The organism is uncultured Campylobacter sp. (assembly GCF_937921625.1).
In the GTDB taxonomy this organism is placed as follows: Bacteria; Campylobacterota; Campylobacteria; order Campylobacterales; family Campylobacteraceae; genus Campylobacter_B.
In genome coordinates this window covers 1-17039 of sequence record NZ_CAKZTI010000047.1, presented here as the reverse complement: position 1 = coordinate 17039, position 17039 = coordinate 1, and the positions used below count along the sequence as shown (strand labels likewise).

The 17039-nt window shown below is 45.5% G+C and carries 16 protein-coding genes; 6 read left to right on the top strand and 10 right to left on the bottom strand.

Annotated features, from left to right (window positions below):
- The first annotated feature begins 79 nt into the window (after positions 1-79).
- The gene (locus tag Q0101_RS07530) at positions 80-892 is read left to right on the top strand and encodes a DUF3137 domain-containing protein (RefSeq protein ID WP_297943890.1); all 813 of its coding nucleotides are present in this window, start codon (positions 80-82) and stop codon (positions 890-892) included.
- A complete protein-coding gene (locus Q0101_RS07525) occupies positions 889-1017 on the top strand; it encodes a hypothetical protein (RefSeq protein ID WP_297943887.1) in 129 nt (42 codons plus the stop codon). Before Q0101_RS07530 ends, Q0101_RS07525 begins: the two co-directional genes overlap by 4 nt.
- 465 nt (positions 1018-1482) lie before the next feature.
- Here Q0101_RS07525 and Q0101_RS07520 read toward each other — a convergent pair whose 3' ends face one another.
- The 5 genes from Q0101_RS07520 to Q0101_RS07500 form a co-directional block, all read right to left on the bottom strand.
- A complete protein-coding gene (locus Q0101_RS07520) occupies positions 1483-2343 on the bottom strand; it encodes a cysteine ABC transporter substrate-binding protein (RefSeq protein WP_297943884.1) in 861 nt (286 codons plus the stop codon).
- 20 nt (positions 2344-2363) lie between these two features.
- Positions 2364-3101 (bottom strand): amino acid ABC transporter ATP-binding protein, encoded by a 738-nt coding sequence (locus Q0101_RS07515; protein WP_297943880.1) that lies wholly within the window; start codon positions 3099-3101, stop codon positions 2364-2366.
- Positions 3101-3757: an amino acid ABC transporter permease gene (locus Q0101_RS07510; protein ID WP_297943878.1), complete on the bottom strand. Its 657-nt coding sequence runs from the start codon at positions 3755-3757 to the stop codon at positions 3101-3103. Before Q0101_RS07510 ends, Q0101_RS07515 begins: the two co-directional genes overlap by 1 nt.
- A gap of 2 nt (positions 3758-3759) precedes the next feature.
- Positions 3760-4413 (bottom strand): amino acid ABC transporter permease, encoded by a 654-nt coding sequence (locus Q0101_RS07505; RefSeq protein WP_297943875.1) that lies wholly within the window; start codon positions 4411-4413, stop codon positions 3760-3762.
- Positions 4414-4579: 166 nt separating this feature from the next.
- The gene (locus Q0101_RS07500; RefSeq protein ID WP_297943958.1) at positions 4580-5926 is read right to left on the bottom strand and encodes a DASS family sodium-coupled anion symporter; all 1347 of its coding nucleotides are present in this window, start codon (positions 5924-5926) and stop codon (positions 4580-4582) included.
- Positions 5927-6567: 641 nt separating this feature from the next.
- Between Q0101_RS07500 and Q0101_RS07495 the strand changes: the two genes are divergently transcribed.
- Positions 6568-7197, top strand: a complete 630-nt coding sequence (locus Q0101_RS07495) for a hypothetical protein (protein WP_297943872.1) — start codon at positions 6568-6570, stop codon at positions 7195-7197.
- 801 nt (positions 7198-7998) lie between these two features.
- Here the strand turns inward: Q0101_RS07495 and purB are convergent.
- Entirely contained in the window at positions 7999-9330 is a 1332-nt protein-coding gene (gene purB / locus Q0101_RS07490) for an adenylosuccinate lyase (RefSeq protein WP_297882648.1), read from the bottom strand.
- A 75-nt stretch (positions 9331-9405) separates the two neighbouring features.
- Here purB and Q0101_RS07485 point away from each other — a divergent pair, with 75 nt between their 5' ends.
- A complete protein-coding gene (locus Q0101_RS07485; protein ID WP_297943869.1) occupies positions 9406-10794 on the top strand; it encodes an RluA family pseudouridine synthase in 1389 nt (462 codons plus the stop codon).
- Between the two features lie 1061 nt (positions 10795-11855).
- Here the strand turns inward: Q0101_RS07485 and Q0101_RS07480 are convergent.
- The 4 genes from Q0101_RS07480 to hisF form a co-directional block, all read right to left on the bottom strand.
- On the bottom strand, positions 11856-12281 hold the full coding sequence (locus Q0101_RS07480; protein ID WP_297943866.1) for a hypothetical protein: 426 nt from the start codon (positions 12279-12281) through the stop codon (positions 11856-11858).
- Between the two features lie 65 nt (positions 12282-12346).
- The gene (gene rlmN, locus Q0101_RS07475; protein WP_297943863.1) at positions 12347-13456 is read right to left on the bottom strand and encodes a 23S rRNA (adenine(2503)-C(2))-methyltransferase RlmN; all 1110 of its coding nucleotides are present in this window, start codon (positions 13454-13456) and stop codon (positions 12347-12349) included.
- Complete coding sequence (locus tag Q0101_RS07470) at positions 13453-13998, bottom strand: purine-nucleoside phosphorylase (RefSeq protein WP_297943860.1); 546 nt, start codon at positions 13996-13998, stop codon at positions 13453-13455. The genes rlmN and Q0101_RS07470 overlap by 4 nt, the downstream gene beginning before the upstream one ends.
- A 353-nt stretch (positions 13999-14351) precedes the next feature.
- Complete coding sequence (hisF, locus tag Q0101_RS07465) at positions 14352-15206, bottom strand: imidazole glycerol phosphate synthase subunit HisF (protein ID WP_297943857.1); 855 nt, start codon at positions 15204-15206, stop codon at positions 14352-14354.
- Positions 15207-15297: 91 nt separating this feature from the next.
- Between hisF and rsmA the strand changes: the two genes are divergently transcribed.
- Positions 15298-16158: a 16S rRNA (adenine(1518)-N(6)/adenine(1519)-N(6))-dimethyltransferase RsmA gene (gene rsmA, locus Q0101_RS07460; RefSeq protein WP_297943853.1), complete on the top strand. Its 861-nt coding sequence runs from the start codon at positions 15298-15300 to the stop codon at positions 16156-16158.
- On the top strand, positions 16139-17039 hold a 901-nt coding region (locus tag Q0101_RS07455; RefSeq protein WP_297943850.1), incomplete at its 3' end, for an MBL fold metallo-hydrolase. The genes rsmA and Q0101_RS07455, both read left to right, overlap by 20 nt.

Sequence of the window (17039 nt, the reverse complement as noted above, 5' to 3'; positions counted from 1 at the left end):
CGGCGCAACTCAGTCAAAATTTAACTTTCTAGCCGATCTGCAGAGCCTAGAAGATGAGCGCGCGGCGCTGCAAAAAGCGGTGAAAAAGGCCAACATCATCGCCGCTGTCGTAGGGACTGGCGTGGGCGCACTGGTGGCGCGCTTTTGGGACGAAGTGGCACCCGGCGTATTTTTCGGCATCTCCGTTTATGGCGTCGTGAGCGCTTTTTTGACGGCGAGCAAAAGACGAAATTTCAGATCAAATTTCAAAAGCAGGATTGTCGCGAGCATCGTAAAAAGCTTCGGGCTTAGCTACGACGAAAGCGGCGGGCTGGGGACGGATGAGTTTTTTGAAATTTACGACTGTTACATAAACGAACAATCGAGCGAGGATATGATGAGCGGGGAGGTACAGGGCGTGCGCGTTAGCTTTAGCGACTTTTACGCCGCCGAAAAGGTGCGCACCAAAAATGGCACTCGCACTGACGTAAAATTTCACGGAGTGCTTTTCGTCGCGGACTTTCACAAAAGGCTTAACTGCGAGGTGCGGGTGTGTCACAAAAACTCGCGAAATCTGCGCAGATACGGGCAGCGAGCGAATATGGACGACGTGAAATTTGAGGAATTTTTCGACGTCTATACGACCGATCAGGTGGGTGCGAGATACGCTCTGACACCGCTTTTGATGCAGCGACTGACGGAGGTTTATCTAAGACTGGGCTCGCAGATAAACGCGGTGCTAAGGGAGGATAAAATTTACGTGGCGATCGAGACCTGGCGCGATAATTTCGAGCCTAGAATCGACTGCTCGCTAAAGCAGGACGCCACGATAGAGCTTTACGTAGATGAGATCGGCGCGCTTGTAGGCATCGTGAGCGAGCTAAATTTGAACCGTAAAATTTGGAGCGAATGAGGCAGGCGGTGGCGCTGTGGAGTATGACGGAGGCTGCTGCTGCATACGGCTCTGGCGACACACAGATATGCAGACAAAGCGCGCGGGATCGTAGGCTTAGCGGTACAAATGCGCTGTGTAGCTGAATGTGGAAATGTATGCGTTGCGCGGCTTATGCGCTTGGCTTTTAGATCGGTACGGAAATTTAGCCCGCGCGCAAATTTACAAGTCGCTTTGAGCCGATAAATTTTATAAATTCCCGCTCCGTTAGCGAGCGGCCGCTCGCGATTTATCACTGCTCGTGCGATATAAATTTTTATCGCACGAGCAGTTTGTGTTAGAATTCTACTATCGCTTGAAATTTTATGCCGCCGCGCGCGACTTAAATTTTGCCGCGACGATCCGCGCTAGGCTGCATTTTGGCTCGGCTAAATTTGTCGTGCGAGAGCAAAACTTTGCCGCTAGATCGATAAATTTAGCTAGCTTATAAAAGCGCTCGCCGCCTATGGGCGTTTATGGACGCCGTTTTGGTAAAGCTACAACGCCAGCGTCGCTGCGAGCTTGCGGGGCTTAGTAAGATTGCCCCGCTAAACTAGACGGCGAATCTAAATTTATAGCTTCCCGCCCTCGATTACGACGTCATCAGCCTTGATGTCGTCGCCGTAAACAGGCGCTAGCGTCGCGTCGTAGTCGGCGTGGAAAAATTTCTCGTCCGCGAGTTTCACGATTAGATCGTCAAGCCATTTGCGAAGCTCGTCGTTGCCCTTTTTGACCGCAGGCGCGATGACGTCCTGATCGCCCAGCGAGCGGATACCCACTTTAAAGCCCGGGTTCGATTTCGTCCATGCAAACAAAAGCGTATTATCATGCGCGATCGCATCGCCCCTGCCGTCCAGCATCGCACCGAAAGTCTCAGTATTTTGGTCAAATTTTAAAAGCTTGATCTCGGGATGGTTTTTCGTAAAATACAGATCCGCGGTCGTGCCTTTGTTGATTAAAAGCGTTTTATCCTTAAGCTGTGAAACATCGGTGATATCGCCATTTGGGCTTGCAACGCCGAGGGCTACCTTCATATACGGCAGTGTGAAATCCACGACCTCCTTACGCTCCGGCGTGACGGTAAAATTTGCAAGCGTGATATCGACCTTATCCGACGCCAAAAATTCCGCGCGATTGGCGGCCTCTACGAGCACGAACTGCACCTTGCTCTCATCGCCTAAGAGCTCCTTTGCGATGCGTTTTGCAAAATACACGTCATATCCCGCGTTTTTACCCGTCTCGTCGATATAACCAAACGGCGGCTTATCGCCGAAAACCGCGATCTTTACTACACCGCGCTTTTTAATCCCGTCGATATAACTTTGCGGCGCGGCGGAACTTTGCGCGGAATTTGAGGAGCCTTTGCCCTCGTCGTTGCAACCTGCGAAAAATAACGCACCTAAGATAAAAAGCGTGCTTAGCGTTTTTTTCATCTTTTCTCCTTTATTAAAATTTATTTTTTAAATTCGAACATATTTAAAAATTTCTTCGCGCGCTCGCTCTTCGGCGTGGTAAAGAACGCCTCCGGCTCGTTAATCTCCACGATGCTTCCCTCATCCATAAAAACTATGCGATCGGCTACGGCGCGCGCAAAGCCCATCTCGTGCGTTACGATTAGCATCGTCTGTCCCTCTTTGGCGAGATTTAGCATTACGTCGAGCACCTCGCGCACGATCTCGGGATCAAGTGCTGCGGTAACCTCGTCAAAAAGCATGATCTTCGGCTTCATCACCAGGCTTCGCACGATCGCGATGCGTTGCTTCTGCCCGCCGCTAAGCTCTTTGGGGTAGGCTCGCTCTTTATTTTCTAGTCCTACGATTTTGAGCCAATGCCTGGCTAGCTCTACAGCTTGCTCGCGCGGTACGCCTTGGACTTTCACGGGACCTAGGATTATATTATGTAGCACATTTAAGTGGTCGAAGAGCTCGTAGCTTTGAAAGACCATGCCGATCTTTTGACGAATTCTGCGCCACTCTTTAAAATTTTGATCGATCCGCTCGCCCTCGATTATAAAATTTCCGCTTTGTACCGGCTCTAACCCGTTGATCGTGCGAAGTAGGGTGCTTTTTCCACAGCCGCTAGGGCCTAAGATCACAACGACCTCGCCCTGCGCGACGCTAAGACTGACGTCCTTTAGCGCGTGCAGCTCGCCATAAAATTTATTAACTTTGTCGATTTTTAAAATTTCCATCAGCTCCACCTGTTTTCTAGTTTTTTCGAAAGCGCCGAGATCGGATAGCAGATCAAAAAATATACGAAAAATATCGCTCCGTAGATGATTAGCGGCGCGTAATTGTCGCGGAAGACATTCACTTCGATGATCTGCTGTCCGACCTTGACGAGCTCTATGACGCCGATTAGTACGGCGATCGAGGTTGTTTTTATCATCCTGCTGAATAAATTTATCGTTGCGGGCACCAGGCGCCTCATCGCAAGCGGCAGGATGACGTAGAGATAAATTTGAGATCTGCTAAATGCGAGCGCTTCGGCGCTTTCGAACTGATGCTTGGGTATGCTAAGTACGGCGCCGCGCACTAGATCCATCATCTCAAAAACGCCCCAGATGCTAAAGACGATGATCGAAGCCGCGATATTTGAGATGTGGATGCCAAATGCCTTACTCGCGCCGAAATACACGATAAATAGCCAAACGATGGGCGGCATGATACGCACGATCTCTAGGCAAATTTTAAGCGGGATGTATAAGGCTCTGCGCCCAGAGGCCATTAAAATTCCAAGTACCAAGCCTAGAGCGAGCGAAACCGCGATTGAAATGAGCGCGATTTGCAGCGTGACCCCGAGCCCGCCAAGAAGCCTGATTAAATTTTCGCCGCTGAATAGTTCCATCGCTAGCCTCTCATATACGCAAGGCGCTTTTCAAGCAGCGTAAGCGCGAGCGAAAGCGGCAGGATTATGATCAGATACGAAATGCTTAACATAAATAGCGCCTCGTTCGTCTTGTAATACAATCCGATCACGTCCTTTGCGGCATAAACGAGATCGGCGAGTGCTACGATGCTAACGATCGAGGTTTCTTTAAGCAGAAAGATTATGTTTGCGCTGATGGAGGGTAGGGCGATCGCAAAAGCGCGCGGCAGCACGACGTAAAACACTATCTGTGCTTCGCTAAGACCGAGGCTCATCGCGCTTTCAATCTGGGATTTTTTTATCGCCTCAAAACCAAGCCTAAAGCTCTCGCTCATATAGCTTCCGCCCAAAAACGCAAGACCTACAATCGCGCAGGTAAAGCCTGAAATTTGAATGCCTAGCTTCGGCAGGCCGTAGTATAGAAAAAATAGCTGAATTAAAAGCGGAGTGTTGCGAGATAGCTCGATATATGCGTTTACAAGCGGACTTAGCAGAGGTACCCTTTTATATTTTATTAGCGTGCAGATAAAGCCGATGATGATGGATAGTAGAATCCCGTAAAATGCGAGCTTCAGCGTTAAAATACCCGCCTTTACGAACATCGGGCTAAATTTGGCTATAAAATCAAAATCCATAAATTCTTCTTTCCGTAAGATATGCGTATTATACAGATAACTGATTAAAATAGTATTAAATTAGAATTTTTTTATAAAGATTCCGAAAATTTAGGAGTTTAAAAATATATCTCATAAATATATTTAGTCCGAGTAGATACCCGGACTATAGAATTTTGACGGAATTTTACGAGTAAAAAATATACGCGTAACCCGAAACTAAAATCGCAGAAACCACTGCTAAAATTCCGCCGCTTCGCACCATCTCTATCTGACGGATACGTCCCGTGCCGAAAACCAAAGCATTCGGCGGCGTCGCTACCGGCATTACGAAAGCGCAGCTCGCGCCTACGCCGATGATAATCGTAAGAGTTTCTTTCGGTAGCCCCATCTGAGCCGCTACTCCCGCAAACACAGGCACTAAAAGCGCAGCAGAGGCGGTATTGCTGGTAAATTCCGTTAGGCAGATGATAAAGATCGCTGTTACAAGCAGTATTACGTAGGTAGGTGCTCCGCCGAAAGTGTGCGCGACTAGATCGCCCAGTACCTTAGAGGCTCCCGAATCGCCCAAAACAGCACTTAGAGTAAGTCCGCCGCCGAAAAGTAGCAATACGCCCCACTCGGTATTTTCGGCGATGTCGTGCCACTTGGCAAGTCCTAGTATGACGATTACGACTGCCGAGCAGATAGCGACGTAAGCATCGTCCACTTTAAAGCCCACAAGGGCTGAAATTTGCTTTGAAAATATCCAGCCAAGCGCTGTTAGAGCAAATACGACGATAGTAATAATGCGCTCGCGCGTCCAAGGGATATGCTCCAGATCCATCTCTATTTTATGGCTTAAATTCGGCTTGAAAATTATATAAAGCACCACAAGCATTATCGGTAGCATCACGCACATTAGCGGCAAACCTACCTTCATCCAGTCCGCGAAGCTGTAGTGCAAGGCTTGAGCCACGATTAAATTTGGCGGAGATCCCACGAGCGTGCCCAGACCTCCGATGCTTGCAGAATACGCGATGCCTAAAAGCAAAAACACAAGCGTGCCGCGATCTTTGCTCTCGTCCATGTTGGCGCAAATTCCAAGCGCGATCGGAAGCATCATCGCAGCAGTTGCGGTGTTTGAAACCCACATCGAAAGGATCGCCGTAGCAAGGCAGATTAAAATCGCAGCTACACCCAAGCGACCGCCTGCGCGGGCGATTAGCCACATCGCGATCTTTTTATCGAGCTTTTGCATATGCAGAGCCGTTGCCAGAGCAAAACCGCCGAAAAAGGTAAAGATCGTAGGGTTTGCAAAATTTGCAAGCGTGCTTTTGATGGTGGCAGCCGTGAAAGTGCCATCTTTAGCGAATTTACCAAGTCCGATAGCTACCGCAAGCACTGGCACCATAAGTGCGGTTACCGTGATATGCACGGCCTCTGTAAGCCACATAATCGCGATAAAAGCAAGCAGCGCAAGGCCTTTTTTGACATTGGGCTCAAATGGTAACGCGGCATATAGAGCAAAGCCCACTGCAGCGGCAATCGCCATAATGATGACGCCGCGCTTAGGAAACGGCACGGTGTCGGTGAGCCTGTCTAAACCCAGCTCGTCTACGTCTGAGTCTAGCGGCCCTTGTAAGCGGGAGTTGCGTAACTCCACTTTGTGTTCTTCCATAGATACTCCTTTTTTGGATTTGGCTTATGATACAAAAATGAGGCGGGAATTTTATAAATTCCAAATCAAATCGTCTTAAATTTTTAAAAGTGCAGTTACTATCGGTAACATGGCACTTATCTCGTGTGTAAATTTTAAATTATAGATAAAAACGAACAACTAAGTAAGCGCTTTAAATTTCATCACAGATTATTTTTTAATGACACCCGGCATTTAAATTTGCTAACTGCTCAAGGGAGGCGGTGTAGAATTTCGTCGAATTTCATCTAGGCAATCGAGATAGAATTCTGTCCTTAGCAAACGAGATAAAATTTTATGCAAGGCGAGTGAGATAAAATTCTGCGTCTTACCTCAAAAATTTATCGAAATTTAAGTGGGGGGGGCTATTATAATCAACAAATTTTAAACGGATTTGTAAGCGAATCCGGTGGAGGAGGCTCAAAGATCGTAAGTTATAAAACGGTAAGAGCGGCTGTGGCGAGAAGCCTTGAAATCATAAATTGTAAGGAGAAAATATGAAAAACAAAATTTTAATCGCGGCGTTTGCCGCTGCGGCTTGCGTTAGCGTAGGCTCTAGCGAGGGTTTACTTTTAGGCATCGAGGGAGATTATTCATTTAAATCTAGCATTACTTCTAAGTGGACGGACGAGGATTATTCGGATACAGATAAAGACAGTAAAGGGCAAGCTGCGATAGGTTTTAAAGGCGGCTATGATTTTGACATAGCTAGGGTATACGGCGAGTATATGTATGATTTCAAGACTTCAAAAAGCGGCAGTGATGAATATGGAAATTTCAAGCACGAGTGGAGCAAACATAGCCTGCTAGTAGGTGGGGATTTTACGCCTGAGATTACAAATGGCTTTAGGCTAGTAGCGGGCGCATATACGGGGGTTTCGTTTTTGAAATACAAAGATTCTTATAACGACTTTGACGGCACTAGCGGCTCCGCATCTAAGACCGCACCGGGTTGGGTCATTGGCGCAAGACTGGGCGGGCTATATAGCTTTGATGAGCATAACGAGATCGAGTTTGGCTACAAGGCGGACTATACGAGATACAAGGCTAGCAAACTAGATGAAGACTTAGATAAAGTATATGAAACCAACCACGGGCTATATCTAGGATATAACTTCAAATTCTAAAAATTCTAACGTGCTAGCGCAGGATGGGGCGAACGAACTCCCGCTCCATCCGTTTTAAATTCCAAATAATTATTAGACATCAAATCGCAGGCAGGATTGTTTAATCCGAAATTTGCGAGCAATTCGGATGCAATTATATGATAATCAAGGGTGCTGCCGATATTAGACGTCAAATTTTACCCGCTTACGCGTATAAAATTTTAAAATTTTTAAAAATATCATTACACAAGCTTAATTTCCTATTTTTAGTGCTATCTGCTAAGCTCTTAAATTGATGGAATTTATGAAATTTTACTCAATCCGCTTTTTTCTAAGAATCGTTAAAATCTCAAGTTGAAAAAGCGGAATTTTATTAATGTCTCCATTTGCCACTTTAAATTTGTTTCATAATTGCTTCGGATATCTCACGACCCCCAGTTCGAGTACGGCGCAGAAATGCCATTTTGCTTTATGGAAATCTCGCATTTACATCTTCGGGATTAGCACTTAAATTTTGCGGTAAAATTCTAAAACTACTACACCTAAGAATTTTACCGTTTTAAAGCATTAAATTTTTACGATTTTAAGGTTAGTTGCAACCGTAGAAAAATTCGCAGTAAAAGTGGTGGATGCCTGTCGTGCGGATTTAGATGCTAGATTAATCCGCAAGCGCTACGCTTTTACTAAAATTTTATCTTTATCAAAATTTTAAAATTTCAATCGCTCTTTTTAAAGCGCTTCGGCGCAAACATAAATTTCTAGCCGCTTCGCTATATTTTGTAGGCCCGTTCGGAGCTTTAAAATAGCAAGTCTTCGTGCCTGCTATTTGCCAAAAACCCTAGCGAAAATCGCGTCCACGTTTTTGGTGTAATATCCGTAGTCAAAGCACTCTTTGATCTCGCTTTCGCTTAGCTTTTCTCGCAGCTTTGTATCTGCGAGCAGATTTTGTAAAAATAGGCTATGCCCTTGCTCATCTATAGCTTTTTTGCCCTCTTGCAGATCCGCCCAGACCTTCATCGCATTACGCTGCACGATTTTATAAGCATCCTCTCTGCTAACTCCTCGTTTAGGCAGTTCTAGCAGTACGCGCTGCGAAAACACGAGCCCACCGGTTAAATTTAGATTTCTCATCATATTTTCGGGATATACGAGCAGTTTTTCGATCAAGCTCGTCAAGCGATTTAGCATAAAATCGGCGGTTATAAAGCCATCAGGGAGGATAAATCGCTCGACCGAGCTATGGCTGATATCGCGTTCGTGCCATAGCGCTACGTCCTCCATCGCGGGTATTGCGAAGCTGCGGATCATACGGCATAGTCCCGTTACGTTTTCGCTAAGCACAGGATTTCGTTTGTGCGGCATCGCAGAGCTGCCCTTTTGACCTGGGCTAAAAAATTCCTCCGCCTCATAAACCTCGGTGCGTTGATAGTGGCGGATTGCGATAGCGATCTTTTCGCAGCTGGAAGCCAGGATCGCAAGTGCGCTCATTACCTGCGCGTAGCGATCGCGCTGGATGACTTGATTGGACGCGGGAGCGGGCTTTAGCCCTAGATATTCGCACACCAGCTCTTCCAGCTCTAGTGGAGCGTGGGCGAAATTCCCCATCGCACCGCTTATTTTGCCGTAGCTGATGACGCTTTTTGCGTGTTGCAAAAGCTCTAGCGCGCGATTTATCTCATCATACCAGACCGCAAGCACGAGTCCGAAAGTGATCGGCTCGCCGTGGATACCGTGGCTGCGCCCGACCATCAGTGTCATTTTATGCTTCATGGCTTGAGATTTTATCGCGGCTTTTAAATTTTGCACATCCTCAATGATAAGCTCCATGCTTTCTTTGATTTGTAGCGCGACGGCGGTATCGATGCAATCGCTGCTAGTCATGCCGTAATGCACGAAGCGGCTCTCCTGCCCAAGGCTCTCACTCACGCTCGTTAGAAATGCAATCACGTCGTGCTTGGTGGTCTTTTCGATCTCATCTATCCGCTCGATCCTAAAGCTTGCGTTTTGTAGAATTTTATCTTTATCGCAGTCACTTATTAGACCTAGCTTATTCCACGCTTTAACCGCCGCGAGCTCGACTTTTAGCCACGCGTCGTATTTGGCTTGCAAGCTCCATTTTTCAGACATCTCTTTTCTTGCGTATCTTTCGACCATTTTAGTAGCCTTTCGGTTAGAATTTCTTGTATAATGATGGCAAAAATTATATAAAAATGGGGCTGAAAGTTTAATATGGGTTATGAGAAAAGAAGCTTGGGAAGCTTTGAGGGACGCAAAATTTACGAAATTCTGCTTAGCCTCGGATACGATATGAAATCCGCGCAGCGCATCTGTGACAAGCATCGCGTAACCGATGCAGAGGATCAGAATTTGCATAAAAATTCCGTCGCGCACGGAGAAATTTTTTTGATCGATTACAAATGCAAGCCGCGCGGACTGAAGCCGATCTTTGAGTGCGATGCGTTTGCGGCATTTGACAAGCCGAGTGGAATTTTAAGCCACCCGAGCGGGCGCAACTCGCCTTATAATATGTATGACGAGATCTGGTCGCTATACGGGCAGGACGCGTGCGTGGCGCACAGGCTTGATTTAGAAACCAGCGGAATTCTTATCGTCGCCAAGGATAAAGACGCGGCGCGCGAGCTTAAAGAGTGCTTCGAACAGCGTAGGGTGATGAAAAGCTATCTAGCGCTCGTACGAGGGGATTTGCAAAGTGCTGCTTGCAATGGTGAGATAGAGAATTGCTATGCGCTAGGTTCGTATGAAATTTGCAGATCAAAATTTGCGGACGATGCTGTGAGTTTACCAGATAACGTATCGGATCTGCGCGATATGCGAGCTTTAAAAGGGGCAGGCGATAAATTTGGATTTAATATCTTGTCTAATAGTGCGAGTAGGAGATTATGGTGCGATACTCTATCTGACGGCATGCAAGCTAAATTTGAATCTGACGCTCCTGCTGGCGATGTTGGCAGCGGATCTGAATTTGATGCTTTATCCTACGGCGTGAGCGATAAGCTTAAACCCGCTATCGCGATGAGTAGCGCGGATAACGGACATAAACCTTGCGCCTTACCTGCGGCCAAATCTTTGCCAGCTACTTCTAAGGGCTGTGTAAATTTGAAAAAATTTGAGCCTGCAAAATACGCAAAATTTAGCGAGAAACTGAAATTTTTAAAGGATTTTGAGGGGTTTGTGATTGATGCTCCGATCGCTCCTAGCGACGAGTTTGCCGATCTTAAAATTCGTATGAAAATATCGCGCGACGGTAAGGAGGCGATCACGCTGATACGCCCGCTGCGATATTTCTCGGACATAGACGCTAGCCTGATCGAGTGCTATCCGCTGACGGGTAGGCAGCATCAGATCAGGCTGCATCTATTTGCCGCGGGTGCGCCGATATTGGGAGAGCCGCTGTATGGGCTTTCGCGCGAGCAAGCGGAGCGGATATTGGATAAAAAGATGGATGAGACAGAGCGGATCAGAACGACGGGAGCGCCGAGATTGTTGCTACACGCGAATGCAATTCGCTTTGAACTAGGCGGCGAACGATACGAGATAAAAAGCGAATTTGACGCCGCAAGAGAGTTTTATAATCTCGCGAAAATCGGTAAAATTTAGGTAACTCAATAAAATCTGGATGCTTTGGCGGATCAGATAAATTTTTAAGATAAGAATTTATTTTGTGCGCGTATTTAGAAGCTTGGTGTGTATAAAATTTCTTGGAATTTTTGTGTAGCTTTTAATGAGATTTGTTAAAAGGTCAAATATAGCGTGCGTTATAAATCAAATAAGTCAAATCTAATTATATTTGCTAAAGCGCAAGGTGGGATGATAAATTCTACTACGATGATAAGGCGCGCCTAGACGTACATTTATTGTAAGCACGTTTTGTTTTTAAATTTTATTAGTTTTTTACGCCTTACGATATACCATAAAATTTTAAAATTTCAGCAATTACTTGCTTTGCCGTAATCTATAGCGCTAGGACAAATTTCTTTCATGCAGCGCGTTAACCTATCATTCTGATAAGTCTTTTATTTTGGTTTAAATTCTTGATTTTATTGAGTGGCCTTTTAGAACTTTGAAAAATTCTGCTTTAAAATCTCTTCTAATAAAATTAGAATTTAGGAAAATAATTTTTGGCTGCTATCGCACGCGGCTAAATTTATATAAACGCGGATCCGATTGCCATAAAGCATGTAGCTAAATGCATATTTATGCTCTATAATCGTCATAATTTCGCAACTTACGCGAAGTTTCAAATAAACAATTTTAAACTAAATTCAAATAGCCATAAACGCTACTTCCGCTTCGCCGATATTTATGACCTTGCCTTTGCGCGTCATAATGTCCAAATCGTGCTCCATATTCCACGAGTAGCTAAACTGAAAGCCGATTTTGCGTCGTCTAGGATATAGATATTTTACAGCTCCAATAGTTCGCTAAGCTCCTGTGTGGCGTGCTGATGCCTGGCATGAAATCGCTTTTCGTCTCACTCGGATAGTCGTAGATCTCCTGCCATTTTGGGTAGTTTTTTAAAATTTCAGCTAAGATGCCCGTTAAAATTTATTCCTGATTTTGCTTTAAAAACTCGATTGCGTTTGAGTGCATGCGGCTTGGCTCGTCCGTCTCTTCGCCGTCCTCATCTAAAAAGGTGCAGCAAAACTCGCCTTCTTGCTCTAAAGCTTTACCGAAATACTCCAGCCGCAGCGGAAAACTAAAGTCCTCGTATTCTTCATCTTCAAATTTAGGCAAAATTTTAGGTTCTGCAAGATGTGCATTAAAAAACTCCGCGGCCTTTGGGCTGCGGGTGAAAAGGTACTCCTATTCGCTTCGTAGCTTTTGCGCAAAAACTCAAGCGCCTCCTGCTCCGCGCCGCACTCGAGGCAGCATTGGCCCTTGTAATAATCGCTCACGTAGGGCGGATTTTCATTGCTTCTGGCGTGCTTGTCCATCTCGCCTAGCCAGCGCAGCATATTTGGGGCGTCGCCCGCCCATTTTGCCTCGATAAAGCGGATAATTTCCGCCTTTGTAATCTTGGATTTTTTAAGCAGCGATCTGTCTAAGAAGACGCCGATCTCATCCATTATTTTTTGCGTGTTCATTGCTACTCCTTTATAAATTTTTTGCCGATTTGCCTTATGATCTGGAAATATTAGCCAAATTTTTTCTATTTTTTTAAAATTTTATCCATATTGACGCCATTTTGATCTAAAATTTTACCCTGCTCGTTTCTTTGTTTGAGCTGTCCGCACGCCGCACTGATATCTAGCCCCTTGCTCTGGCGGATCGTGCAAGTAATGCCGTGCGCGCAGAGATAGTCTTGGAATTTCACCATGTTTTCGGGGCTTGGCCTGCCAAAGCTCGAGCCTTCGTGCGGATTAAAATAGATCAGATTTACTTTTGCGCGAATGCCGTGCAGAAGCTTCACTAGCGTTTTGGCATCGCTTGAGCGGTCATTTATCCCATCGATCATTAGATATTCAAACATCACGCGCTTTCGCAGATCGATTGGGAACTCGCGCACCGCCTGCATGATCGATGCAATATTGTAGGCGCGATTTATCGGCATTAGTTTTTCACGCAGTTCGTCATCCACTGCATGCAGCGAGATTGCAAGCAGCACGCCAAGATCCATTTCGCCAAGCTTTTTTATCTGCGTAGAAAGTCCGCTCGTACTTATCGTTTGGCGACGCGGCGCTATTGCGAGTCCGTCGTTTTCTTTTAAAATTTGCACGGCTTTGGCAACGTTGTCTAGGTTATTAAGCGGTTCGCCCATCCCCATATATACGACATTGACGCGGCGCTCGTACGGGATCGCGTTCATTTTCTTGATGAGCCAAATTTGAGCCACGATCTCGCCTGGAGTTAAATTCCGTACGAAGCCACCTTTTGCTGTCAGGCAAAAGCTGCAGCCAATTTTGCAACCCACTTGCGAACTTACGCAGATTGAGTAGCGCGCGTGTCTTATGATTTTTTCGTTTTCGTCTCGCAGCTCATCCTTCATCGGCAATAAGACACTTTCTATCGTCTTGCCGTCTTTGAGAGCGAAAAGGTATTTGATACTGCCATCACTACTTGTTTCGGATCTGACGCATTCAAGTGGATCTAAATAAAAATTTTGAGCTAAGCTTTGACGGATCTCTTTTGGTAGATTTAGCATTTGTGTAAAGTCGTCCACATTCTTTTTGTAAATCCATTCGTAAATTTGCTTGGCTCTAAATTTCGGTTCGACGAAATTTTCAAGCTCTTTCATTGTAAAATCAAAGATATTTTTCAAATTAATGCCTTAGTTTTTAGATATTTAGTTAAATTTTCTTTTGCAGCGGCGTGATTTTTTAAAAAATCCGTGTGAGCATTTGAATCACAAAAATTCGTCGCACAAAAAATTCCGTAAGCGGGGATTTGAAATTTTTGTGCTACCTTGAGAACCGCAAAAAATTCCATATTTTCTAAAAAATAACCTCGCTCAAAGAATTTTAACGCAGATTTTTTATCGGTCGTGATAAAATTTGAGCTATTGGTTATTGTTTCATATGAAACATCGGCAGAATCCCTAGCTATAATTGCATAGTTAATTGGAGAGTATGAAAGTTCATAAAGCGCCGATATCTCGCAGTTTACAGCCGATCTGCTTTCATAAATTTTTAGAATTTCACCCTCTTTATATAGCCCTGCAGAACCCACGAAAATGATTTCACTCGGCAAGCTTTGCCTATTTTCGCATAAAAATTTAGTCAAATTTATACTCATATCCACTAGCCCTACGCCCATAGGCAGGGCAAAATCAAAAATTTCATTTCGTCCGGCAGAGATTATCATTTACGCATTCACGCTTTCATTATTTTTCACTAATCATAGCAAAATGACGATAAATTTAAGGCTAAATTTTGAAATTTTTTCGTCGTAAAGTATCGGGTGAAATTAAAATCAATTTAAGCAAATATCTATGAGAGCTGTACTCTTACCTTTCATAATGGTAGCAGTGCAGGTGGTGGGTAGAAGATGGAAAAGTATTTAAAAAAGCTTATGATTTGGCTAAAACGAATAAATTTTATCTAAGCAAAAACGATACTTGCAAAAAAACTTGCAAGATAATAAAGGCTGAAATAAAATTAATTATTTGGTCGCTTTGGCGGCTAAGTTTCAACCCTGCGGTATAAATCTGACCAAATTTACAGTCTCACTTCGATATCTTGCTCCTGCAGATACGCTTTTAGTGCCTTGATTCCGATTTCTCTGAAGTGAAAAATCGACGCCGCCAGGCATGCGTCCGCGCCCGCTAAAAAGGCGTCCTTAAAGTGCTCCATTTTACCTGCGCCACCGCTTGCGATCACGGGGATGTCAAGCGCGCTGAAAATCCGCGTTAAATTTAACTCAAAGCCGTTTTTAACGCCGTCGCAGTCCATCGACGTGAGTAAAATTTCGCCCGCGCCGCGCTCCTGAGCTTCTTTCGCCCAAGCAAGCGCGTCCCTGCCGGTATCCAGCCTGCCGCCGTTTATAAACACGCTATAGCCGCAAGGCTCGCCGTTCCCAGTTAAAATTTCATCCTGCGAACCGCTTGAAATTCTGCTCAAATTCTGAGTCACGTCGCATAAATTGCCACGCGAAATTTCACTCGAATTTCGTTTTGCGTCGATCGCGACTACGACGCACTGCGAGCCGAATTTATTCGCTGCTTCGTCTATCAAATTTGGATTTTTTATCGCGGCGGAGTTGAGACTGATTTTGTCGCATCCGACGTTTAGCAAACGCGAGATATCGTCTATCGTACGGATACCGCCACCCACGGTTAGCGGGATAAAAAGTTCGCGTGCGACCCGTTCCACGACATCTACGATCGTATCGCGCTCAAGGTGCGACGCCGTGATGTCGAGGAAGCACAGCTCATCTGCGCCCTCCTCGTTGTAGCGTTTGGCTATCTCGACCGGATCGCCCGCATCTACGAGACCTACGAAATTTACGCCCTTTACCACGCGCCCGTCTTTGACATCTAGGCATGGGATTATGCGTTTTGCAAATCTATTCAAAGCAGCCCTTCGGAATAAAATTTTTTATGATTTTAGCCAAATTTTACTTAACATAATGACTTTATAAGTAAAATTTGGCTAGACTCTCGCGATGATTAGGGCGAAAAAAGAGTTCGGGCAAAATTTTTTAAAAGACGAAGCTGTTTTAAGCAAGATCATCCAAGCGATCCCCGAGAGCGTACAGAATGTCGTTGAAATCGGGGCTGGCTTAGGTGATTTAACTCGCAAGCTTTTGGAATTTTACAGATTAAAAAGTTTCGAGATAGATGAAGATTTATATCAAATTTTAAGCGCTAAATTTGCCCAGCAGATCGCTAGCAGCGAGCTTGAGCTCGTTTTGGGCGATGCTTTGCGGATTTGGCAGCAGCGGGGACTTGAATGCGGCGAATATTTTTTAGTCGCAAATTTGCCCTACTACGTCGCTACGAAGATGATTTTGCAAGCGATCAACGATGAGCTATGCAGTGGGTTTTTGGTGATGATCCAAAAGGAGGTTGCTTTAAAATTCTGCGCCAAAGCCGGGCAGAGCGATTTTAGCGCTCTTTCGATCCTGGCGGATCTTGCGGGCGGTTGCGAGCTTCTGTTTGACGTTGAGCCGAGCTGTTTCGAGCCTGCGCCGAAGGTAACCTCATCGGTGATACGGCTCGTAAAAGGCAAAAATTTCAAACCCGGTGTCGAGAAAAACGCAGATAGTCTCGGCGCAAAAAGTTGCGACCGCTTTCAAAACCTCGATGAATACGAGAAATTTAAAAGCTTTTTGCGTGTATCTTTCAGCGCGCCGCGAAAGACGCTTATTAAAAATTTAAGCGCAAAATTTGATAGAGGCCTAGCCGAAGAGATCTTTTTAAATTTGAAAATTCCGCCCACAGTTCGGGCGCACGAGTTAAATTCCACCCTTTTTTTAGAAATTTTTAAAAATTTAAAGGTAAAAGATGGAAGAAAACAGAAATGAAAACGGCGTCGAACGACTCAAAAAAAGCAATCGCTACAAAAAACGCAAGGAAAATCTAAAAAAATCTATCGCGAGTGAGGGCTCTGCAGGCGGCGCGGAATTTGGCGGCGAGCATGAAAACGGCCCCCGCAAAAATAAAGGCGCGAAAAACGCGCAAAATTCCGCTCGTTCAAAGGGTTCAAAAAACGGCTCCCGCAACGGATCGAATTCTGTGGGTGGCGCGTCAAATGGCGGTTTAAATGCTACGCATTCAAACGGCGCGAGCGGTGCGCATTTCGCAGGCGCATACCCAAAAAACAACGAAAACGGCGCGGGCGGCGCAAATTTAAACGGTGCCGCAAAACCGGGCGGCAATAACGCAAAAGGCGCAAATTCTAACGCCTCGGACGATACGAACTATTCGGACTCGCAGAAAAGGAAAAAGCACAAAAAGCGCTCAAATATGCCAAAAAGTCTTACTGGCAACGAGCCGTGGCAAAAGGCGATGGACGATGCGATCGCGCAAAACAAGCTGATCCACGAGGAGCGCCTGCACCCGCTTAAAGACGCTAATCGCAGCGATGAGACGGTGCGTATCACGCCGCTTGGCGGACTGGGCGAGATCGGCGCGAATATGACCGTTTTTGAGACCAATACGAGTGCGATCATCGTCGATGTGGGCATGAGCTTTCCGGAGGAGAGCATGCTCGGCGTGGACATTTTAATCCCCGACTTCGATTATGTTCGCAAGATAAAAAACAAGATCAAGGGCATTCTCATCACCCACGCGCACGAGGATCACATCGGCGCGATGCCATATTTTTTCAAAGAATTTCAATTTCCGATCTACGCTACGCCGCTTCCTTTGGGGATGATAAGCAATAAATTTGAAGAGCACGGCC